The sequence below is a fragment of the Flavobacterium profundi genome (assembly GCF_006491645.1).
In the GTDB taxonomy this organism is placed as follows: domain Bacteria; phylum Bacteroidota; class Bacteroidia; order Flavobacteriales; family Flavobacteriaceae; genus Flavobacterium; species Flavobacterium profundi.
Genome location: NZ_VDCZ01000009.1, coordinates 13098 through 36347, shown reverse-complemented (window position 1 = coordinate 36347; position 23250 = coordinate 13098). Strand labels below are relative to the sequence as shown.

At 30.8% G+C, this 23250-nt stretch carries 18 protein-coding genes; 11 read left to right on the top strand and 7 right to left on the bottom strand.

The window, feature by feature from the left end:
- Positions 1 to 2 precede the first annotated feature (2 nt).
- From FHG05_RS11995 to FHG05_RS11960, 8 genes are all read left to right on the top strand, one after another.
- The gene (locus FHG05_RS11995) at positions 3 to 329 is read left to right on the top strand and encodes a hypothetical protein (protein ID WP_140998271.1); all 327 of its coding nucleotides are present in this window, start codon (positions 3 to 5) and stop codon (positions 327 to 329) included.
- Positions 330 to 332: 3 nt separating this feature from the next.
- Positions 333 to 1346 carry a hypothetical protein gene (locus FHG05_RS11990; RefSeq protein WP_140998270.1) on the top strand — a complete coding sequence of 338 codons (1014 nt, stop codon included), beginning with the start codon at positions 333 to 335 and terminating at the stop codon, positions 1344 to 1346.
- A gap of 81 nt (positions 1347 to 1427) precedes the next feature.
- Entirely contained in the window at positions 1428 to 2072 is a 645-nt protein-coding gene (locus FHG05_RS11985; RefSeq protein WP_140998269.1) for a hypothetical protein, read from the top strand.
- Complete coding sequence (locus tag FHG05_RS11980; protein ID WP_140998268.1) at positions 2069 to 2776, top strand: DUF3307 domain-containing protein; 708 nt, start codon at positions 2069 to 2071, stop codon at positions 2774 to 2776. Before FHG05_RS11985 ends, FHG05_RS11980 begins: the two co-directional genes overlap by 4 nt.
- 3 nt (positions 2777 to 2779) lie before the next feature.
- Positions 2780 to 5767, top strand: coding sequence for a type I restriction endonuclease subunit R (locus tag FHG05_RS11975; RefSeq protein ID WP_140998267.1), 2988 nt, complete (start codon positions 2780 to 2782; stop codon positions 5765 to 5767).
- A gap of 1505 nt (positions 5768 to 7272) precedes the next feature.
- Complete coding sequence (locus FHG05_RS11970; RefSeq protein ID WP_140998266.1) at positions 7273 to 8097, top strand: hypothetical protein; 825 nt, start codon at positions 7273 to 7275, stop codon at positions 8095 to 8097.
- A gap of 482 nt (positions 8098 to 8579) precedes the next feature.
- Positions 8580 to 9002 carry a DUF6943 family protein gene (locus FHG05_RS11965; protein ID WP_140998265.1) on the top strand — a complete coding sequence of 141 codons (423 nt, stop codon included), beginning with the start codon at positions 8580 to 8582 and terminating at the stop codon, positions 9000 to 9002.
- A 58-nt stretch (positions 9003 to 9060) separates the two neighbouring features.
- Positions 9061 to 10044 carry a competence protein CoiA family protein gene (locus tag FHG05_RS11960; RefSeq protein ID WP_140998264.1) on the top strand — a complete coding sequence of 328 codons (984 nt, stop codon included), beginning with the start codon at positions 9061 to 9063 and terminating at the stop codon, positions 10042 to 10044.
- A 242-nt stretch (positions 10045 to 10286) separates the two neighbouring features.
- Here FHG05_RS11960 and FHG05_RS11955 read toward each other — a convergent pair whose 3' ends face one another.
- The 4 genes from FHG05_RS11955 to FHG05_RS11935 form a co-directional block, all read right to left on the bottom strand.
- Complete coding sequence (locus tag FHG05_RS11955) at positions 10287 to 10502, bottom strand: hypothetical protein (protein WP_140998263.1); 216 nt, start codon at positions 10500 to 10502, stop codon at positions 10287 to 10289.
- 35 nt (positions 10503 to 10537) lie between these two features.
- Complete coding sequence (locus tag FHG05_RS11950) at positions 10538 to 10930, bottom strand: DUF5675 family protein (RefSeq protein WP_140998262.1); 393 nt, start codon at positions 10928 to 10930, stop codon at positions 10538 to 10540.
- Positions 10930 to 11688, bottom strand: a complete 759-nt coding sequence (locus FHG05_RS11945; protein WP_140998261.1) for a hypothetical protein — start codon at positions 11686 to 11688, stop codon at positions 10930 to 10932. The genes FHG05_RS11950 and FHG05_RS11945 overlap by 1 nt, the downstream gene beginning before the upstream one ends.
- 726 nt (positions 11689 to 12414) lie before the next feature.
- A complete protein-coding gene (locus FHG05_RS11935) occupies positions 12415 to 12948 on the bottom strand; it encodes a phosphatase PAP2 family protein (protein ID WP_140998259.1) in 534 nt (177 codons plus the stop codon).
- Positions 12949 to 13180: 232 nt separating this feature from the next.
- Between FHG05_RS11935 and FHG05_RS11930 the strand changes: the two genes are divergently transcribed.
- The gene (locus FHG05_RS11930) at positions 13181 to 13375 is read left to right on the top strand and encodes a hypothetical protein (RefSeq protein WP_140998258.1); all 195 of its coding nucleotides are present in this window, start codon (positions 13181 to 13183) and stop codon (positions 13373 to 13375) included.
- A gap of 71 nt (positions 13376 to 13446) precedes the next feature.
- Here FHG05_RS11930 and FHG05_RS11925 read toward each other — a convergent pair whose 3' ends face one another.
- From FHG05_RS11925 to FHG05_RS11915, 3 genes are all read right to left on the bottom strand, one after another.
- On the bottom strand, positions 13447 to 15009 hold the full coding sequence (locus tag FHG05_RS11925; RefSeq protein ID WP_140998257.1) for an AsmA family protein: 1563 nt from the start codon (positions 15007 to 15009) through the stop codon (positions 13447 to 13449).
- 165 nt (positions 15010 to 15174) lie between these two features.
- Positions 15175 to 15606: a DUF4252 domain-containing protein gene (locus FHG05_RS11920; RefSeq protein WP_140998256.1), complete on the bottom strand. Its 432-nt coding sequence runs from the start codon at positions 15604 to 15606 to the stop codon at positions 15175 to 15177.
- A 109-nt stretch (positions 15607 to 15715) separates the two neighbouring features.
- On the bottom strand, positions 15716 to 17677 hold the full coding sequence (locus tag FHG05_RS11915) for an endonuclease (protein WP_232338087.1): 1962 nt from the start codon (positions 17675 to 17677) through the stop codon (positions 15716 to 15718).
- A 170-nt stretch (positions 17678 to 17847) separates the two neighbouring features.
- On the opposite strand from FHG05_RS11915, the gene FHG05_RS11910 reads away from it, so the two are divergent.
- Together FHG05_RS11910 and FHG05_RS11905 are read left to right on the top strand one after the other, a co-directional pair.
- Complete coding sequence (locus tag FHG05_RS11910; protein ID WP_232338086.1) at positions 17848 to 20664, top strand: aminopeptidase; 2817 nt, start codon at positions 17848 to 17850, stop codon at positions 20662 to 20664.
- A 177-nt stretch (positions 20665 to 20841) separates the two neighbouring features.
- A complete protein-coding gene (locus FHG05_RS11905; RefSeq protein WP_140998255.1) occupies positions 20842 to 23247 on the top strand; it encodes an alpha-ketoacid dehydrogenase subunit alpha/beta in 2406 nt (801 codons plus the stop codon).
- The last annotated feature ends 3 nt before the right edge of the window (positions 23248 to 23250 follow it).

Genomic DNA, 23250 nt, shown 5'->3' with positions numbered 1-23250 from the left:
GTATGGGTGATTTATTAAACAGAGACCAGCTGACAGCATCATTTAGAGCAGTTCAATCATTTTTACAATTTGCTAAATTAAATCCTACAAAACATCATTTTAATTTAGAACTAGAGGTAAATGTGTTGCGACAAAATTTTAAAGGTTCATTTGAAATTGAATGCAGAGATATGGTAAATAATGAAAGTTTTATATTTTATTCGGATGTATTTAAAGCAAATAGATATTATCGCCCTGTTTGGAGTGCATACATTTACATGACATTTGATGAAAGCACTGGTGAACTAGAATTTGATTTAGAAGGAATACAATACACTTTAAAACATTAAATTATGACTCTTTGTACAGCATGGATACGACAAGCAAACAACACTGAAGAATTAATTTTCGCTACAGATAGTTGTTTAACTGGTGGAGAAAAGTGGAAACATGGTATCAAACTTTTTGAATTACCTCGAAAAGATTGTTTATTATGTTTTGCAGGTAGTACAATAAGAGCGTATCCACTTATATTAAACTTTATTTCGTCTATTCATCTAGATAAATATTTAGAATCTCCTTCAGCTTCAATCGAAGAGGTACTAGATTTTTTGGCAGAAATGTTTACCAAATTGGTTAAAACCATTATTTCAGAAATTCCAGGAGAAGACATTCATGAATTGCGTTCAGGTGCAAAATTCTTATTCGGTGGTTGGGATTGGCAAAAAGGACAAAACGGTGCTTTTAGAGTATGGAATCTTTTTTATTCCTCTGAAGTGGAAGGCTTTATTTTTGATGAAGTAACCAACGACGATAATAAAACAAAGTTCTATACCTTTCTTGGTGATGCTACTATAGATGTTGAAAAAGAAGCCAAAGACCGCTTTAGAAAACTACTCTATGAAGAAGACAAACAAGATGCCAAATTGGACATGGAACCTTTAAAAGTATTGCGAGACATATCGTTAGACAAAGAAATAAGAGAAGTAGATGGTAGTTTACAAATTGCCAAAATATACAAATCTAACAGAACTGAGTTTTTTGGCATTTACTGGGAATCCAGTAAAGGAAAGCCTTGTTTTCAAGGAAGAGAATATAATGAGGTCAATAAACCGTTAGTGAGGTATTTTAATCCAGATACTTTAGAGTTATTAGAATCTGATTTACCAGAAAGAATAGCTTTGATCAATGAAGATATTTATGGTTCAGATTATGAATTAGTTACAGATTGTTATCCAAATGGATATTTGTCAGAAACAATTTCTGAAAAACAAAAGCATTTGCTAAAATTGGTTTTCAAAGAAGTGGCTTACAAACAATTTATAAATAATCAAGTGGTAACTGAAGACAATGAGGATTTAGCATAATTTCCTATTGCACGATTTTTTGATTTATCGTCTTTTTAAACGATTTTTTGATTTATCGCTTTTTTTAACGATATTTGAATTATGATAGCAATTATTACAGCAGATATTATAAATTCTAGAAAACTTACAAATCAAGAAGTTTGGATAAATCCATTAAAGAACCTTTTGAGTCAATGGGGTCAAACTCCAAAAAATTGGGAAATATACAGAGGCGATTATTTTCAAGTGGAAATTGAAAAAGCAGAAGATGCTTTTTTAATGGCGCTACAAATTAAAGCATTAATAAAAAGTACAGATAGTTCAAAAGGAAAAAAAAGAATTGCAACGATAGATGTTAGAATGGCAATAGGTTTAGGAGAGAAAGAATACGAAGCTACACGTATTTCAGAGAGTAACGGTAGTGCTTTTATAAATTCAGGAGAAAAATTTGAAACGCTGAAAAAAGAAAAAACAACTTTAGCCATAAAATCAACTAATCCAAAGTTTGATGACGAAATGAATTTGTATTTTAAATTAGCAAATATTCAAATGGACTCCTGGTCTATTAATTCAGCTCAATTATGGAGTACTATTTTAGAAAATCCTGAAAAAAAACAGTTTGAAATAGGAGAAATTATAGGAATTGAACAAAATTCAGTAAGTGACAGGTATAAAAGAGCAAATGTAGAAGAAATACTAGAACTTGAAAAAATGTATAGAATCAAAGTAAAAGAACTAAGCAAATGATACTAATAGTAAAACTAATTTTAGCACATATTATAGGAGACTTTATACTACAGCCAGAAAAATGGGTAAAAGCAAAAGAAGACAAAAAACTAAAAGCATGGCAATTATATGTGCATATTCTAATACATGGTATAATTACAACACTCCTTCTAGCAAATACTAAATATACGAAGCTTATACTTTGTATAATGATAAGTCACCTAATAATAGACTTTATTAAATTACATTTTCAAAAGGAACAAACCAAAACCCTTTGGTTTATAGTAGACCAGATTGCACACATTGCAATTATAGCATTTTTGGGAATCTATTGGCTAAACAAAGAAACAGAAGTACTAGCTTGGATAATATCAGATACTTTCATACTTATTACAACAGCAGTTTTATTCTTAACTGTACCAATGTCCATTACTATAAATACACTAATAAAACCGTGGACAGAATCACTTACAAATGAAAAAAACTTAGAACTTAAAAACGCAGGAAAGTATATTGGAATCTTAGAGCGTATATTGATTTTCATATTCATAATAACAAAACACTGGGAAGCAGTAGGCTTTTTATTAGCTACAAAATCTGTATTCAGATTTGGAGATTTAAAAGAATCCTCAGAAAGAAAATTAACAGAATACATACTTATAGGCACACTATTAAGTTTTGGAGCCGCAATAATTGTAGCACTACTAGTTACATCTTTACTTTAGAACATGAGCATCACCACAGAAAATACATTCGAAACAGCTATAGTAGAATCTTTACTAGAACAAGGAGGCTATACTTTAGGCAATCCATCAGATTATAGTTCAGAATTAGGCTACTTTAGAAAAGACATTCTCCATTTCTTGATAAACTCTCAACCTAAAAAATGGGAAAAACTAACAGCAATTCATGAAAAAGAAGTTGAAAATAGAGTATTGCAACGCTTGTATAAAGAATTAGATTTAAGAGGTGCACTAGATGTCTTGCGTAATGGTTTTACAGATTATGGTGTACGCTTTCAAATGGCATATTTTAAACCAGCTTCAGGCTTAAACCCAGATGCTTTAGCATTGTATGAAAAAAATGAATTAAAAATTCATCGTCAAGTATATTTCAGCAAGCAAAATACAAATTCAGTTGATTTAGTAATAGCATTAAATGGTATTCCAGTGGCTACATTAGAACTCAAAAATCAATTTACAGGTCAAAATGTAACCAATGCTTTAAAACAATACAGCACCACTAGAGATAATAGAGAACTATTATTTGCATTTAAGAAAAGAACGCTCGTACATTTTGCGGTTGATCAAGATGAGGTATTCATGACCACTAAATTAGATGGTATAAAAACTTTTTGGCTACCGTTCAATAAAGGATGCAACAAAGGAAAAGGAAACCCAACAAATGAAGAAGGCAATTATAAAACAGCATACTTATGGGAAAATATTTTAACCCGAGACAGTTGGCTAGAAATAATTCAAAGTTTTGTGCATCTTCAAACTGAAGAAATAGAAATTGAAGGAAGAGTCTTCAAAAAAGAAAAACTAATATTTCCTAGATTTCATCAATTAGATGCGGTTAGGAAAATAGGTGCAGATGCAAGGCATAACGGAGCGGGTAAAAATTACTTAATCCAACATTCAGCCGGTTCAGGTAAAAGTAATTCAATAGCATGGTTAGCTTACAGATTATCTAGCTTACATAATACTTCAGATGAGCGAATATTTGATAGTGTTATTGTCGTTACAGACAGAAAAGTATTAGACCAGCAACTTCAAAATACAATCTATCAATTTGAACATAAAAACGGCGTAGTACAAAAAATAGATAAAGACAGCTCACAATTAGCAAGTGCCATAGGATATGGTACTAATATTATTATTACAACATTACAAAAATTCCCTTTTATAATAGATAAAGTAAAAGAATTACCCGATAGAAAATATGCAGTAATAATCGATGAAGCACACAGTTCACAAGGTGGTGAGGCAAGTAAAAAATTAAAAGAAGTCTTAGCACTAAAGTCATTAGAAGAATCCGAACAAGATGAGCAAGACGACTTTACAACAGAAGATTTAATCAGGGAAGAAATTGAAAAATCAGCAGAAGCTAGAGGAAAACAAACCAATATCTCTTTCTTTGCATTTACAGCCACTCCAAAATATAAGACACTCCAAGTTTTTGGTGATAAAGATGAAGAAGGCAAACCACAACCGTTCCATCTTTATGCCATGAGACAAGCAATTGAAGAAGGTTTTATTTTAGATGTGCTAAAAAACTATACTACCTACGAATTATACTTCAAGCTTACAAAAGCAATTGAAGATGACCCAAAACTAAATCGTAAAAAAGCAGCACAAGCCATCGGCAAATATGTATCACTACATCCCTATAACTTAGCACAAAAAACAGAAATCATTATAGAACATTTTCGTCAAATAGTATCAAAAAGGATTGGAGGAAAGGCAAAAGCAATGGTAGTTTGCGGTTCACGTTTACATGCTAAAAGATATTTTGAAGAATTTGATAATTATATAAAAGAAAAAGGGTATGAAAACGAAATTAAAGTTCTAGTTGCATTTTCCGGAAAAGTGACAGACAATAACTATCCAACTGGAGTATCAGAACCGGAACTTACTGGATACGGTGAAAAACAACTACCTGATGTCTTCGACCAAGACGAATACAAAATACTAATTGTGGCAGACAAATACCAAACAGGTTTTGACCAACCACTACTACACACCATGTATGTAGATAAAAAATTATCAGGAGTCAAAGCAGTACAAACACTATCCAGACTAAATAGAACTTGTCCGGGTAAAGAAGATACATTTGTATTAGATTTTGTAAATGACAGGCAAACAATATTAGATTCATTTCAACCCTACTACGAAGTTACAACAGTAACAGAAGAAACAGATATCAACCATTTATATGATTTAAAAAATAGATTAGATCAATTCAAAATATATTGGGAACAAGAAATTGAACTTTTTGCAAATGTCTATTTTAACCCTACAACAAAGTTAAATAACGCAAGAGAACAAAAGTACTTATATAGCTTTACAGATCCAGCAGTAGAAAGATTCAAAGAAATTAACGAAGAAGAAAAAAAAGACGAATTTAAAAAAGGCATTCGTTCTTGGACAAATTTATATGCATTTCTCTCGCAAATCATGCCATTTATAGACCAAGAGTTTGAAAAATTTTATGCCTATGCTAAATTATTGCAAATACGTTTACCAAAGAAAGACCTTAATGAAAATATAGAACTAGGAGATGAAATAGCTTTAGAATACTATAGACTTCAGAAGATAAAAGAAGGAGCAATAGATTTAGTAAAAGGAGAAACAGGAGAATTAAGTGGTATCACAGAAGCAGGTTTAAAAAGAGCCAAAGAAGAGGAAGCATTACTCTCTGAAATAATAACAATACTAAACGATAGATTTGGTACTGAATTTGAAGAAGCAGACAAATTATTTTTCGACCAAATAGAAGCCGAATTAATGCAAGATGAAACATTACAAGTACAAGCTAAAGTGAATAAAATGGATACCTTTAAATATGCATTTGAAGAATCATTTGTTTCAAAACTAATCGAAAGAATGGATCAAAATCAAGAAATATTTGAAAAAATATTAGAAGATAAATCATTTGGCGACTTAGTAAAAGAAATGATGATGAAAAAAGTGTATAGTAAAATGAATGAATAATCTTTTTGAACGAATCATTTAGGAATAACTAGTAAACCATTATCCTGCTGTCCATTATACAAGGTGTCATTACCATCAGGGTTATTGATGATTGGTATTGAATATTTGGTTATTACTATGACAGCTTTAGTTTAAATAAAAGATGAAATATTTGTTGCCACCCCTTCCCACCGCTCCTAAAAAAAGTACTGTCATGGTTTTTGTCCCACAACAAATCAAGCACTTTGCCTGTTGGCTAGAACGTTTAGTTTAAAAATGAAAATCTAATAAGCCATCAGTCAAAGAGCATGTCCACCGCACAAAACAAAAACACGTACGCTTCGCAACTCATGCCAGTACCTTTTTTTTCCCAAGCTGTTTAACATAATGCAGTCTTATAGTGCATAACAGCTACAGTATTGTATTCGGGTTTGTCAAGCACTATAAGATGACATTATGTTAAACATCCCCTCACCCTAGCACGAGGCAGTGGCTCCAGGACAACATTTTTTGTAGCTCCCATCGCATCACCCTGCTACAAAAAAAACCGTCCTTCACCACTACCCTAAACACGTTTCTTTTCTAGTAGAAACCCTCGCTACTTTTGTTTAATCATGAACTTAAGTGCTACCGGTCTTTAGCTACTTTGTGTTAAAATAGGTAAGTACTTACATTCTTTTTTGTAAATGCTTTCCAAAACCTATCAACCCTCTAGTCCCTAATCCCTAATTACTAATCCCTCAAAAGTTAGCATTCACAAAAATCAAAATACCCAGCAAAAGTGTGTTTTTCATTTGCCACAAACAAAGTAGTAAATTGCTTTCACGGTAGCTCATGCCATACAAATAAAAAAAATATCACTGCATATTGAACACTGAACACTGCAACAAGGCACCAGCTACCATAAAAGCAATCACAGCAAAAAATTAAGCAAATAAAAAAACACACCTTTGCCCGCGCTACTGCACCGTCGCACTACGTTAGTAATAATTGTTTTTTGAAGATGCTTCCCTTTTCCAGAAGAATATTTTATGCTACCTGAACACTGCTACTGCCATCTGTCTTAAAGGCATCATCAAAAATCAAATCCAATAAAGAGTATTAAATTGTAAAACAGGATAAATCATCCTTTTTGTTTTGCCTACGGTCATTTATCCTGTTTTACAATTTAATACCCTTTAAACAACTCCACCATTCTATACCAAATAATTACTCATAAAAAGGAAAAAGTTTAATAATTTTTAAATAAAGTCAGTTATCGTGCAAAATTTAGTTTTTTCTATAATACACCGTTATATTTTTGTCATATAAATTCAAATACCATTAATGGTATGAAAACTTTTTTTAATTTTAAATTTTATTTTATGAAAAACAATTCTCAAACACAGGCAGATCTAGACAATCACTCTAATCAGTTAAATCCGAATAACGATGAATATTGGCATTCTCGTGAATAGTTTTAATTTTTAGATTTAATAGCAATGTGGAACAAACATTGCTATTGTGTTTTTAAACAAAATATAACAGTGATAGATATAATTAAACTCGTAGAAAACAATAAAATTTTTGATTTAAATAATTTTGCTGTAATTACTTTTAATAACTTTTATAGTAGAAAATATGGTTCTCTTGAAGAGGCTGAAAAAGTTTTTAATCAATTACGTTTAGAATGTAAATCTGAAGAAGAATTTATTGAAAAGAAAGAAAGAAAAATTCAATCTGACATTCCAGTTGAACAGTTTGAAATGGCAATAAAATATCTCCAGAGTTTCCAATCGTTTTCATCAGTAGTAGATAGAGAAAATTTGGAAAATCAATTATTAAGTGATGTACAAAACAATCCTGCAGCTTGGAAATTGGTTTATGAGATCTTTGAAGACTATTCTTATTTAATGAATGAAAAATATGGTTTCAATAAAAAGCTAATTAAGGAGCAATTAATTTTAGAATTTAATAAAAAAATTACATTCACGATAAAAGAAACTAGAGAAGAATTAGGTTTTCAAAACCAAAGAACATTCAAAAAATGGTTAAACTATTTTTATGGAAGCAAATATGATAATAATAGAAAATTTAATTTACTTGAATATATAGATGTTATAAAAAAGTTTTTTTTAAAACCAGATGAACTTACACTTGATCTAAACAAGAACCTTGCAGAATATAAAAACCGTTTGTCAAATGGGATAGTTGTTAAAAAGTCGCACTTGATAAAACTAACAAAAAATGATTATAAACTATTGAAAAATGAAATTGATGATTTAAAAGATACACAAGTTTTAAATCTCCCGGATAATGTAGATTTTTATCCATTTTCAATTGCACAATTAATAATCCAAAATTTAGAATGATTGATTAAAAAAACATGATTTATATTTCGTTAGAAATACTAATTAACGTTAAGTATTATTGATAATTCAGTAATACTTTTTTTTTATTTAAAACTTACATTTTATATAAAATTGGAATCAAAAAAAATTAAATAAAAAAAAGGAAGCAAAGATAAGTTCCAGGTATTCAAAAAAGCAAGTTCCAGCCTTTCAGGTTTCGGATAAAATCTCCACCCACGCATTTTCAATTTGACTAATCACAATGCACTAATTACTAATGACTCATAAGGGTAGTATTTTATCCGAAAAACCTGCTTTTTTGAAACCCTCCACTAGACGAACGGCTTTCTTTTTTTTCTTTTGAAATGAATATTCTTTGCTTCCAATTTAAAATAAAATTTGGCGAAAAAAAATTTATGGGCGGAGCATAGCGAGGCACACCTGCATTTCAAATGAAAAACTGCGGAAAATGAAAATCTAACCCATTTTTAAAAGCCGATGTTATGTTAAAATTTGTTATTAAAACGTACACTAAAGGAACGATTTATAAAAATCCGCACCTATTCATTTTAAACAAAGGATTGAACAGTGGAAAGCCTTCCAGTGAGCCATTCAGAAATAGTTTTGTTATCATTTTCGAGAATAAAGAAGATTTTGATAATATCAATTTGACAGCTTATGCACTTTGGAAAACTAAATTCTGGCATCAGTTTCTTTGTGGTTCGGTAATCCCTTTTTTGCGTTTAAACGACGTTAGAAAAGAATTTACAACAAAAGTTAACCAAGAGATAAAAGACCACGAAGAACACCTTAAAAACGTGCAAACTTTAAAGCTTTTAGAACAAAGCGAAAAACGTTTCAACGAAAATTTAAATCTAATTAATGACATCAGAAAAATAATTTTATATAGGTATTGTAACAAATAAATTGAAAAACATATTAATTTCATGATATTTTTTAATTTAGTTGGAGTTATTCTTAAACATGATGAAAAATATATATGGAATAAATGAACAAGGAAAGTTGATTGATATAAAGGATGTAATCAAAAAAAGTTCAGAAAAATATTTTTGTATAAATTGTAGTGAAAATTTAGTTCCCAAAAAGGGAGAGAAAAAAGCCCATCATTTTTCTCATAAAAATGAAACAGACTGTAATTTTGAAACTTATTTACATGCTTTATCAAAAAAAATGTTTTTTGATAAGTATAATGAATGTTTGCAATTAAAAAAACCTTTTTTTTTAAAATACCCTACAAAAAGAATGTGTATATCATGCAGAGATATAAATATTGAGTGCGAATTGAAACCTGAATTAAATCTTTATGATTTAACTAAACGTTTTGATATAATTAGTATTGAAAAATATGATGAAAATTTTATCCCTGATATTAAGCTCGCATCTAGTAAATTTGGAGATGTCATTTTTATTGAATTTGCCGTTACTCATAGATCCGAGCTTAATAAATTAAAAAGTGGTGTTAGAATAATGGAATTTGATATAAATTCAGAAAGTGATTTAAATTTTTTATTGCAAGAAGAGATTCAATTTGATCAAACAAATGCTGATTTTCATAATTTTATTTTTCAAAATAAAGAAGATAATTATGTACAAAAATCTGATTGTAATAAACTATTTCAAATATTTTCTATTTACAAAGATGGAGAGGCTCTTATTCGAAAATTAAAGATGTCTGAAATTGCTTTAGAAATGGAAAATGAAAATAGCATAGTCCATGAAGTTGACATTATTAAAACTCTTTCGTTGACAGATAGCTACATAAAACTAATTAAAAAATATTCAAGAAAAGGAACTAACATAAGAAATTGTCATGCATGTATAAACAGCCAGAAAAATTTACGTTACAATCAAATTTTTCCATTCTATTGTAATAAACTAGACAAAGAAATTTCTAACACTAACGATGGTACTAAATGTATTGAATTTAGTAAAACTTTACATATGTAAAGATATAAAAAAAGCCATGTCTAGTGAGACTTGGCTTTCATTTTGTTTAACTCAACGGTCACCACAACTAGAGTTAAACTTATTTTTTGTGCTTCTTTTGCAAACTTTTAAGCAGTAACGAAATCATAAAACTTACAATCGCTCCAACAGAAGCTAAAATAATTGTTTTAACTAGATCTTCAGAATTTATATTCGGTACTATACTCAAAAACGTGCCTCCAGCAGTGCCCATCAGAGTATGGTTATTCGCTGTCATTTGTTGTAGTCAACTGACTTGCAGCTGTCAAAACTCCTCCAGCTACAGCAACATAACCACCTATGGTTACAACAATAGCAGGCAAAGCCACAGGAGCAGCCAAAATCGTTCCACCAACAGCAGCCAAAGCTAAACCAACATTTCGAAGCACTTTAAAAAAGTTTGGAGTAGGAGCTGTAGCTCTATTCAATATTTTTTTCATAATTTATATTTTTTCATTCCCATGAAAATGGGAATCTATTTAACAATCAATTCTACACTTTCTTTTCTATCTAAAGCTTCATAAACAAACGTTTTAAGTTTCTCAAATGCTTTTCTCGACATAAGACCTAATCCAGGACCAGAAAGCTTCGTCACAGGAGCAATACAACCATTCAATTCTTTCAAAGCATTATTAGCAGGATGGAACAATATAAAACTTCTATTTTTTACATCAACAACCTCTAAATGCCACTTAAATTTCTGACTATATCGCTTTCTAATAAAATATTTCCCCTCCGGAATACAAGAAACTCGCTTTTCATTTTTCTTCCAAGGCAGCTCAATTGTATTACAAATCACTTTACCCTCACATTGAATTTTTCCGTTTGTTCCTTCAGGGAAATAAGTTCTAGTTAAAAACAAAACCATTATACACCACTATCTACTTTAGCAACTGATAATGGATTATAAGCTCCATTTTTAAGCGGGTACATCTGACCATTAATTTGTTGATAAAACTCAACACCAAGAGCTAAAAACAAAGGCTTTGTTGAATTAGCAGTTACTGCATTCGTATGCGTAATTAAGGCAGTTGCAATGCCGTCCCATGGTAGAATTGCGGTCTCAGAAGTAGCCACAACATAAGTTTCAGCTTCAAAATCCACCTCAGCACCTCCAGAAATGATTTTAAAATGTGTGGTACCACTTGGACCAGCAATCATATTTGCAGGAATAAATGAAGGAATGTCAACCTTAATTTCACCAGCAACTCTGTCAATAGAAGCAACAAAAGGAGCAAACAAAGTAGTTCCTAATTTCCCTCTAATATTGAACTCAAATCCAAATAGTAACTCTGTTTCCCCATCAATAACATTACGCAATCCTCTGTCACTAGTAATATCGGCTTGAATAACTTTAACCATTGCTTGCGTCAATCGACTAACCATTCTACCATCAGCAGAATTCAATAACAATGGTCTAAAAGCAGTTCTCAAAAGCTTACCTGCCTTACCTGCCCTACCAAATTCCGAGCCATTCTCACGCGTTCTTTGAAACGCAGGATCACTAGCAATTCTACTAGCATCAATACCTCCCTTCTCACGAGCCAAGTGCCCATCTTGAGTTTTGTAAAAAGTAATATCCCCAATAGTACCTTTTAATTTAATTATGCCCTTTTGTCTAGCCATAACATCAAAAATTTTAATTAATAAATACGTGAATAAATCCCTCAATCATAATCCATGTTGCAACACCCCCGATTGATTATAAAGCAAAATTGAGGTAAAATTCGAAGCAAAAATTAAGCACCTATACTAGATGTCACCTAATGGAATAAATGTCATTAGAAGTCCTAAGAAATAATTAATAAACAAACCTATAACCACTAGAAACCAATTAAAAAAAATAGTATTTTTAGCTATATAAATGATGTATGGCAAAGCCTAGTCAAAAGTATAGATAGAGTATGAAAATGGAAGTAAAAAGAATATGCATATATCCAAAAGATATACAGCGCATTACAGGAAAGAGTTACCGACAAAGCATTAGATTGTTATGCAATCTGAGAAAAGACTTTAATAAGCCTAAAAACAGCCTTATTAGCATTATAGAATTCTGTGAGTATACCGGTTTAAAAGTAGAACATGTCGAACCGCATATAGTCTGATTACTAGTTTATTTTTTGAACCTCTTTTTGTTGTTTAATAGCAAGAATTTTAGTAAATTTGACTATACGATTTCGATACATTTTACGTCAAACGTAAAGGGACTAATTCGGTGACCATTTATAAACTAACTTATAAACCCCTTGTAAATATAAGGATTTTTAAACATAGTTCGATTCTCTCCGACTCCACAAAAAACCCTGTAAACAATTGATTTTACAGGGTTTTTTATTGTATAGCTTTTATTCCTTAAAACTGATAGACAAAGATAATTGAAGATCCATAACTGTCAATTGCTAAACTTACATCTATATTTCTTTCATATTTAGTAGTAAATAAATACGAACTCGAAATACCAATAGCAGCTCCTGCTAATACATCAATAAAATAATGATTTTTAGATTCTATTCTCGAATAGCCTGTAAAAGCGGCTAAGGCATAGACTGGAATACCGTATTCCCAACCGTATCTTTTTTGAATAAAAGCGGCACTTTGAAAAGTTATCGAAGTATGTCCGGAAGGAAAAGATTTAAAATTCGCATGATTGGGACGTTCTTTTTTAATGATTAATTTTAAAGCTTCCGTAGTGACCGCATTTACTAGAAACCCTTTTGAAAATTGTTTCAATCCTTTGTAATCTTTTATAAATATAGTGGTTGCTATAGTAGAAATTGGAAGTGCATATAATAAAGCATCACCCGTAGACTCTGCAAAAGTACTTTGTACTTGTGTATTTCCCCATTGTGAGCATAAAAATACCACTATCAATAGAATTTTTCTCATTTGTAAAGATTTAAACTGTAGTTTAAATTTAAAAAAAATAGCGACCTAATTCAAGTATTTTGATACTACATTAAAAGTCTTAATTAAATTTTAAGACAAACACAACTTTCTGTCGAATTTATTTTTAATTGTTATGCTCTTTTACTTCTAATTTTATAACTATTGACGCAAATTTTATAACTCCTTTTCTCTTTAGAAAAATTAATTTTGAGTAAACTAAAAAACATAGAACATGAAAGCACAAAATCAAAATTCGCAAAGCGTAAACAAAAAGGGAACCGATCATCGTAGTGATACTAGAAAACATCAATATAGAAATCATGATGATATTTTAACGAATGACGAAAACTATGATGTGGATACTCAAAAATTTATTGGTGAACAACCCGATTGGGATGATAAATTAAACAATGAAGAAAAAAATTAATACTTCATTCTAAATTGAGAAAGCCTGCTTTAATTAATTAAAGCAGGCTTTCTTATTCTCACTCAGTTGTATTATAACAAAACTTGCTTCAAACCATCGGCCACACTAATCCATAACAAATTGTAGAAGGATTTTTCAGGAACTCGTTCTACTTTAACAGAAACGGCTTTTAACTCTTCGCCAGAATCATCTTTTACAAATAAATTTCCTATTGCAGTTAAAAGTCCATTCTTTTTGTAGCGTTTATTATTTTGATAGATTTCAACTTTTAAGTCATCGTATTTTAAGGCAAAACCTCCTTGGTTCATTACATCATTTCCTTTGAAATTAAAATACACTTTCTCTAAATCACCTTTCACTACAACATTGAGATAAGGCTTTGTAAAATAGATTAATTTTTCAGCATTAAAATGATTTAATTTTCCTTTAATCTTAAAACCATCTGTACTATCCAACACATTAAAAGACCAATCTACGTCTAACATAGATTCTTCCATAAATCGAGATTGAATGCTTATTTCTGTATCGGGTACTTTCTTTTTATGAAAACCACTTTGAATAGAAGTTGCTTTTAGGTTAAAAGCATCAAAAATTAATTTTCCTGGACCTTCTTCAAAGGTTTTTTCTTCTTCATAAACAATTTTGGATTGTACCATTTTTATAGTATCAACCTGTAAATCAAAAGGAAGATTACGCAATAAGTTGTTATATAATTTCTTCTTACTTAAATCGTCTTCTGGCATTTTGCCTCGGTAAATAGTAGCGTCTAGTTGATTTAAAACCAATTCTGGAATTTTACAAAAGAAAACATCCTCTTGGAAACCCCAATGCATTTCTTTCAAGGAAATTTGCTTTGTATTTATAGTATACAAATCTCGTTCTTTAGGTATTTTTTGAACAAAAACTTTTCTAGAATAGGTTGGTTTTAACTGAAGATCATCAATTTGTAAACTGGTATTCGTAGTATTAAATTTTGAAGCTTTCAAGGTGTAAAATTCGTTAACCTGATACAAAAGATGGGTACAATTGATACTATAATTTTCGTAAGTGAAAGGAATTTCTTTTTGTAAAGTCTTTTCATTTAATAGTAATCCTTCGATTTTTAAATTAAGTTGCTTTAGTGAAGCTAAAAGTTTGTCGTTTTCAGCTTTTACAATTTGTACGTTCCCTTCGCTTAAATAAATGGCATTCACCACAATAATTTTTTCAAAAGGTTCGATTATTTTAGACTGAATGCTTTTAGAATGAGAAAGTACTTCATCGTTGTTTTTATGCAGTGTAATTTCTGGTGCAACAATAACGAGTTGATTTGCTTTAATTTTATCTCCAAACAAAATACTCAAGATACTAAAATGAGCTACTTTTATTTGAGGTACTTTGGCATATATTCCAATTTTTTTATTCGTATTTTCAATTTCCGTTTTAGGAGCAATTGAAACATCAACTACTCTTATTGTTGTATTCCAAAGTGAAATATCAATATCTTTATACGCAATATTGTAATCGGATTTATTTTTATCTGCGAGTAGTTGAGGTAATTTAAATTCAATCCACAAATTAAGACCGAAATTGAGTATTCCTAAGAACAGAATACCACCAATTAAAAAAATAGCTATTTTTTTTATGCGTATCATGCTTATTGTTTATAAGCACACTAAATTACACATTTTTTAAGAACAAAACGGCATTTGCATTACATAAAGGATTACTAAATTTAAAAAGTAAGATTTCCTATTTAAAGAAAAAACCTGTTTCTATTTTTGAAACAGGTTCTTAAAACTAACTCTTTACTACGCTATTTAACTTAATGAAAAGAGAATTAGAACACTATCATTTTTACCAGATCCTTCCACAAAAATCATTAATTCTTCTAATTCGTCTCTTTTGTTGGTTTTCATTAAAAAACTAGCTTCTTTACCATTAGCTGAGTATTTCATTAATTGTTCCAAACTCTTATTCTTCTTATATTTTTTAGCAACTGCCTTCATATCACTTCTAAGTGCATTATTGGAAGTGGAAAAAACTTTTACAAATTCAATTTTCTTTAAAAAATCGATAATTTTCTTTTCTTGTTGATCCTTTCCACTAGTGTTTATTTCTATGTCCGAAAATAAATCCTTATTGATTACAAAAGAAGATACCTCTTTATTGTTTTCAAATTTTTTAAAGGATTGACCAAAAAATAAATTAAAGCTACACAAGAAGACTAACGTACAAAACAAATTTTTCATAATTATCTGGTTTTATTGTTATTATAAAAGCTAGACGACACAGCAAAAGTTTTGTAACAAAAAAAGCGACAAAAAGCCGCTTTTCATTATATTTAAAATAACAGTAGTGTTATTGTACTACAATTTTCTTATGTATTTGAGAATCTTGATCCGAAACTGTAACCAAGTATATCCCTGATGGTAAATCAATTTCCAAACGCGATTCTTTGTAAAATTGATGTTTAACAACAACTTGACCCGATAAATTGGCTATTTCTACTCTTGCTTGACCTTTTACACCAGAAAAAATCAAATAATCAGTTGTAGGATTAGGGTACACTTTAACCTGATTATTTTGAAAATTTTCATTGGATAAAGCAAATGACCATGGTTGCCCAAAATTAGAACCAAATATATAATCAGCTAACTGAGGATAATCGATAAACGGATTTCTATTCAATTGCCAAGTGTAGATGTAATTATTTCGGTTCATTTCAAAATCATCAGCCGGATCTTGTGTATTCCAAGTTAATAAAGTAGCTAAATCTCCCATTTGTCCAACGATATTATCTGCTGGATTCCCATTCACTAAATTTAATCCGTTATAACGAACTGCCATATAAAATAAAGCTCTAGCCACATCTCCATGCCAACTTCCTTGACTTCCTGAAGGTCCGTTATAATCTACTCCATAATCTCGATTACTTCTGGTTGAATTTTCCGCACCGTCTTCTGCTCTTATATGATGTGCGTCTCCGTGACCAGCTACAATATCATCTGCATTCGTTGGCAACCAAACATTAATTCCATCTGCAGTAGAAGACGTTCCGTTTGAAAAACCACCTCGAGATTGCGGAAAAATATGTTCTCTATTCCAAACTCCAATATTACTAGATCCAGTTTGATAGTCTATAATTGCTTTAGGAGTTTCCACATACATTTGCCAAACCTGATTCGAATTCAAAGGATTTTTATCCGATTCTTTTAATATAAATTCGATATCGCCATAATTATGAGCATGTACCACATTAGGATCTGCAATAATGTCTTGAAGTGCTTGTTTTAAAGTATTTCCCGAAAGTCCCTCTAAACTATCATAGTAACCTGCAGGAGTTGTAGGAGAAACTAATCCAAAAGTTGGATTTAATGGTGTTCCATAAGTTTGAACTACATAATCATTATCATAAACCCTTACAATAACGTTATTATTTGCAGAAGCATACCCAAAAGGTAGTGATTGCACTTTAATTAACATTTCTTCATCTCCTTCATCAGTTGTGTCATCAAAAATGGGAACGGTACGTTGTGCTGTAGTTTCACCAATTGGGATGGAAACTGTTAAATTAACCGAACCATAATCGTTCACCATAAAGTTTCCATTCACTAATGTGTAATTAAATACTAATTGTTGGTCCTGAACAGGCGTATCTGTTGAGAAAGTAATCACAAAACTTTCCCCTTCATTATAAGACGTAGCTGGAGTTGAAATCGTAACATAATTTATTACAACACCAGAACCATCATTATTCACACCTGGTGTAGGAGGTTTTGCCTCATAAGTACCATCGTTTTTTCGTTGTACAGAAGTAGATGTAGATTCTCTTGTGCATAATGTGATTCCTAGAATAGACATCAAGTTAACGGGTTGACTCGTTGAATTGGTGTAAGCTAACGCATCTATTAGATTTGTTGTTGTTGCTAAAGTTCCTGTTGAAGTAGCAGCATCAAAAGGAAAATCGGTTGCATCACCTTGATAAAGTGCTACCACATCTGGACCATTTTGAATCGCTCCATTATAAAAAATACCCATTGGAGCAGGATTGACAGCACTATTTCCAAAATGAGCTATTCCATTAATATCGGTAGTATAACCATCTAAATCAATAGTAAAATAACTGGAAGAATTGGTTTCATTAAAAAAAACTATAACATAACCGTCTAAAGAAAAGTTTGGTGAACTTGATTTTAGTTCAACAAATTCTAATTGATCAGAACCAGGGTTATCAGCATCAATTTCATTGATAACAATTTGTGAAGAACACAATGAAATACAAAAAAGAGCTAATAATAGATGTAATTTTCGGAGCATCATATTTTCTTTTTTTTTACAAATGTAGGCATTAAGATTAACTTCCCTAATGATAAGGCATTGATTTTATTAACATTAAACTGGTTTCATAAAAATCTAAGGAGATTTTAAGGGTAAAACCTACAAAATGACGCAACTTTTCACTAAAATTGTAATCTTATTATAAAAATGCTTTGAAAATTAAAGGTTTACTTTTATTGTTCGTTACATATCTCAGTTTTTCTCAACATAATACTACCATTACTGTTCGGGTAAATCCAGAGGAAAAAACACTTTTGGTCCAACAGCAATTGCAATATGTGAACACCAGTAACGAAACCCTAACCACTATTGTTTTAAACGATTGGAACCATGCCTTTTCTTCTAAAAGTTCTAATTTAGCCAAGCGTTTCTCTGACGAGTATGTAAGAGCCTTTCATTTGGCTAAAGAGGAAGACAGAGGAGCTACTACCATTCACAATATTTCCGATGCTACTTTTAAGAATATCGATTGGGAAAGACCTAAAAATCATTTGGATTTAATTGTTGTAACGTTAGAAAATCCACTAATTCCTAATGCCAGTACAACAATAAATTTATCCTATACCGTTAAAATTCCGAATGAACGATTTACTAAATATGGGTTTGGTGATGACGGAAAATTATATTTAAAAAATTGGTTCTTAGCTCCTGCTCGATTTGAAAACAAACTATTCGTTCAATATAGTAATGAAAATTTAGATGATATTGCCAATGCTCCAACGGATTATGCAATAACTATTGAAGCTCCAAAAAAATGGAATGTAGTTTCTGATTTAAATTTGGAAAGTACTAGTTCACAATCAGATTTTGATGTCTACACACTTCTAGGTTCCAAGAGAACAGACTTTACATTATGTCTTACTCCAAAAGACGAGTTTATTAACTACAAGAATGAAATTGTAGAGGTGAGTACCAATTTAGAAAGTAAAATTGAACCTTTTCAAAAAGCTATAATTGTAGATAGAATAACCCATTTTGTATCAGAAAATATTGGTAATTCTAGTATCCAAAAAATAATTGTTTCAAAAGAAGATTACGCCAAACAACCTTTTTATGGCTTAAATCAATTGCCTTCCTTTTTAAGACCTTTTTCAGATGATTTTATATTCGAATTGCAATTTTTAAAAACGTACACCAATAATTTCCTAAAGAATAATCTTCAAATCAACCAGAGAAAAGAGCAATGGATTATTGATGGAATTCAGGTATTTGTGATGATGCGATACATTAACGAGTTTCATCCAGAGATGAAAATGACTGGAAATTTAGCCAAACTCAAATTGTTAAAATCCTATCATTTTATCAATCTTGATTTTAATCAGCAGTACAACTATTTGTATTTATTAATGGCTAGAAAAAACTTAGACCAACCATTAAGTTTTCCCAAAAACAGATTGATTAAATTTAATGAACAGATTGCTAATAAATACAAAGCTGGCTTAAGTTTGCAATACTTAGATGCTTATTTAGAAAACGACATTGTAGAAAATTCAATTCAAGAATTCATGGTGATGAATCAGGATTTTCAAACCAATGATACTGATTTTGAAATGATTTTGAAAAAAAATACTTCAAAAGACATCAATTGGTTTTTCCAAACTTTAATAGATAGTAGAGCTATCATTGATTTTAAGATTACACATTTAAAAAAAGAGTCGGATCAGGTAACCTTAAAAATAAAAAACAAAACGAAGACAAATGTTCCTATTGCATTATATCAGTTAAAAGAAGATAGTATTATTTCTAAAAAATGGTTGAAAAACATTAAAACGGATACGATTATTACTTTTCCTAAAAAGGATATTACCAAAGTAGTATTGAATTATAAGAATGAAGTTCCAGAATACAATTTAAGAAATAATTGGAAATCTTTAAAAGGTTTTTTCTTCAATCACAGACCTATAAAATTCAATTTTTACAAAGATTTAGAAGAACCCAATTACAATCAAATTTTTTACATGCCCGAATTTGATTTCAATCTTTATGATGGTTTATCGTTAGGGGTTCGCTTTAATAATCGATCTTTATTGAACAAACCCTATAACTTTACAGTAGCACCGTTTTATTCTACAAATACCAATTCCATCATAGGACATTTTGCTACATCGGTTGACGATTATGTAAGAGATGACAGTAAATTATATCGTATTATTTATGGATTAAGTGGGAACCAACTTCATTATGCTCCTGACGCTAAATACACGCGAATCATTCCTTCTGTTCAGTTTGTTTTTAGAGACAAAGATTTGAGAAGTAATAAAATGGAATACATACAAGTGAAACAATTTTTCATTAATAAAGAAGTTTCATCGACAGTTGTTCAAAACCCTTCTCAATCCAATTTTTCAGTATTTAGTGCTTCCTATACGAATTCACAATCCGAAATAACGAAAACATTCAATATTTCGAACCAAGTCCAAATTTCTAATAATTTTGGTAACATTAGCACCGAAATCAATTACAGAAAATTATTTGAAAATAATCGTCAACTCAGTTTACGCTTATTTGCAGGAAAATTTATTTATTCCAATCCTAACAATACTTCTCACCGATTTGGACTGGAAAAGCCAGTAGATCTTACCTTTCAAACCAATCTTTTAGGCAGAAGTGAATCGGTAGGTTTATTCAGCCAACAATTTATTTATTCTGAAGGAGGTTTTAAATCGAAATTAGATACGCGCTACGCTAATGATTGGATGACAACCATCAATGCTTCTTTAAATATCTGGAATTGGGTACAAGTCTATGGAGACATTGGATTGGTTAAAAACAATGGTATGTCTGCACAATTCTTATATGATTCTGGAATTCATTTGAATCTAGTTCCCGATTATTTTGAATTATTTTTACCTGTGCAATCTTCAAATGGTTTTGAATTGAATGATAAAAATTATCCTGAAAAAATTCGATTTATAATTACAATTAGCCCTAGAACATTAGTTTCTTTATTTACCAGAAAATGGTTTTAAACAATTATTTGTTGATTTATTGAATAATTATCAATAAACAATGAATAAAAACGACAATAAATACAGTATTTATATTAAATAGAATAAATTTATAATAATTATTAATATTTAGAAGCTTCTCCTATTGCTTTTTTGACCGCGTTTAACTATATTTGTGGCAATATCAAAATTAATACTATGAGTAATTCTGTCACAAAAGAAACTTTATCTTTTCAAGATTTTAAAACAGAAGTCCTAAAAGACTATAAGACTGCTATTATCAGTAGAGAATGTAGTTTATTAGGAAGACGAGAAGTATTAACAGGGAAAGCAAAGTTTGGTATTTTTGGTGATGGTAAAGAAGTACCACAATTAGCTATGGCTAAAGCTTTCAAAAATGGAGATTTTAGATCGGGTTATTATCGTGACCAAACCTTTATGATGGCAATTAACCAATTGACTATTGAACAGTTTTTTGCTGGTCTGTATGGTCATACTGATATTGATTTTGACCCAATGAGTGCTGGAAGACAAATGGGTGGTCATTTTGCTACGCATAGTTTAGATGAAAAAGGCAACTGGAAAAATCTAACCGAACAAAAAAACTCAAGCGCAGATATTTCTCCTACTGCTGGACAAATGCCTCGTTTATTAGGTTTAGCTCAGGCTTCAAAGCTATTTAGAAATGTTGCTGAATTAAAAAATCACACCCAATTTTCAATACAAGGAAATGAAGTTGCTTGGGGAACTATTGGAAATGCTTCCACTTCTGAAGGGCTATTTTTTGAAACTATAAATGCTGCTGGAGTTTTACAAGTTCCAATGGTAATGAGTGTTTGGGATGATGAATATGGAATTTCTGTTCACGCAAGACATCAAACAACAAAAGAAAACATCTCTGAAATCTTAAAAGGTTTTCAAAGAGATGATGAAAATAAAGGCTACGAAATACTTCGCGTAAAAGGTTGGGATTACCCATCATTGATTGATGTTTATGAAAAAGCAGGTAAAATAGCACGAGAAGAGCATGTACCAGTTTTAATCCACGTAAATGAATTAACACAACCTCAAGGACATTCTACCTCAGGAAGTCATGAAAGATATAAAAGCAAAGACCGCTTAGAATGGGAAAAGGAGTTTGATTGTATCGAACAAATGAAACTTTGGATGATTAGCAACAATATTGCTACTGAAGAAGAAATTGAAGAAATTAATTCGTTAGCTAAAAAACAAGTTTTGGAAGGAAAAAAAGCAGCTTGGGCAGCTTATAATAATCCTATAAAAAATGAATTAAATGAATTAGTTACTTTACTTCAATCTATTGCAAAAGAAAGCACCAATAAAGTTTTCATTGAAAAATATGCGAATGATTTAGCCTCTATTAAAGAGCCAATTCGTAAAGACATTTTAACTACCGCTAGAAAAGTACTTCGCTTAATTATTAATGAAGCTACAAGGAATACTTTAGCGAGTTGGATTACATCGTATATAGAAAAAATTCAACCTAAATTTAGTTCACACTTATATTCACAATCTGATAAAAATGTGTTTTCCGTAAATGAGGTTTTACCAACTTACGATGACAATAATGAAGAAGTAGATGCGCGTTTAATATTAAGGGATAACTTTGATGCAATTTTTGAAAAGTATCCTGAAACCGTAATTTTTGGTGAAGATAGTGGTAACATTGGTGATGTAAATCAAGGCTTAGAAGGCATGCAAGAAAAATACGGGGACTTGCGTGTTGCTGATGCTGGAATTAGAGAAGCTACAATTTTAGGACAAGGTATTGGTTTAGCCATGAGAGGTTTAAGACCTATTGCTGAAATTCAATATTTGGACTATTTATTGTATGCCATTCAAATCATGAGTGATGATTTAGCCACTTTACAATATAGAACACACGGAAAACAAAAAGCACCATTAATCATTAGAACTCGCGGACATCGATTAGAAGGTATTTGGCATGCAGGCTCTCCTATGGGAATGATTTTGAATGCTATTAGAGGTATACACGTGTTAGTTCCAAGAAACATGACTAAAGCAGCTGGCTTTTACAATACATTATTAGAAACTGACGAACCAGCATTATTAATTGAATGTTTAAATGGTTATCGTTTAAAAGAAAAGAAACCTACAAACATAGGAGAATTCAAAACACCAATTGGAGTTGTGGAAACGATTAAAGAAGGCTCAGACATAACCGTTGTTTCTTATGGCTCTACCTTACGATTAGTAGAACAAGCTGCTAAAGAACTTTTAGAAACAGGTATTGATGTTGAAATTATCGACATTCAAACGTTGTTACCTTTCGATATCAATCAGGATATTGTGAAAAGTTTAGAAAAGACAAATCGTTTATTAATCGTAGATGAAGATGTACCTGGAGGCGCAAGTGCTTATATTTTACAAGAAGTTTTAGAAAAACAAAAAGGATTTTTCCACTTAGATAGTGAACCTCAAACTTTAACAGCTCAACCGCACCGTCCTGCTTATGGAACCGATGGAGATTATTTCTCCAAACCAAGTGCAGAAGATATTTATGAAAAAATATATGGAATTATGAACGAAACCAATCCTTCTAAATATCCAAATTTATACTAATAA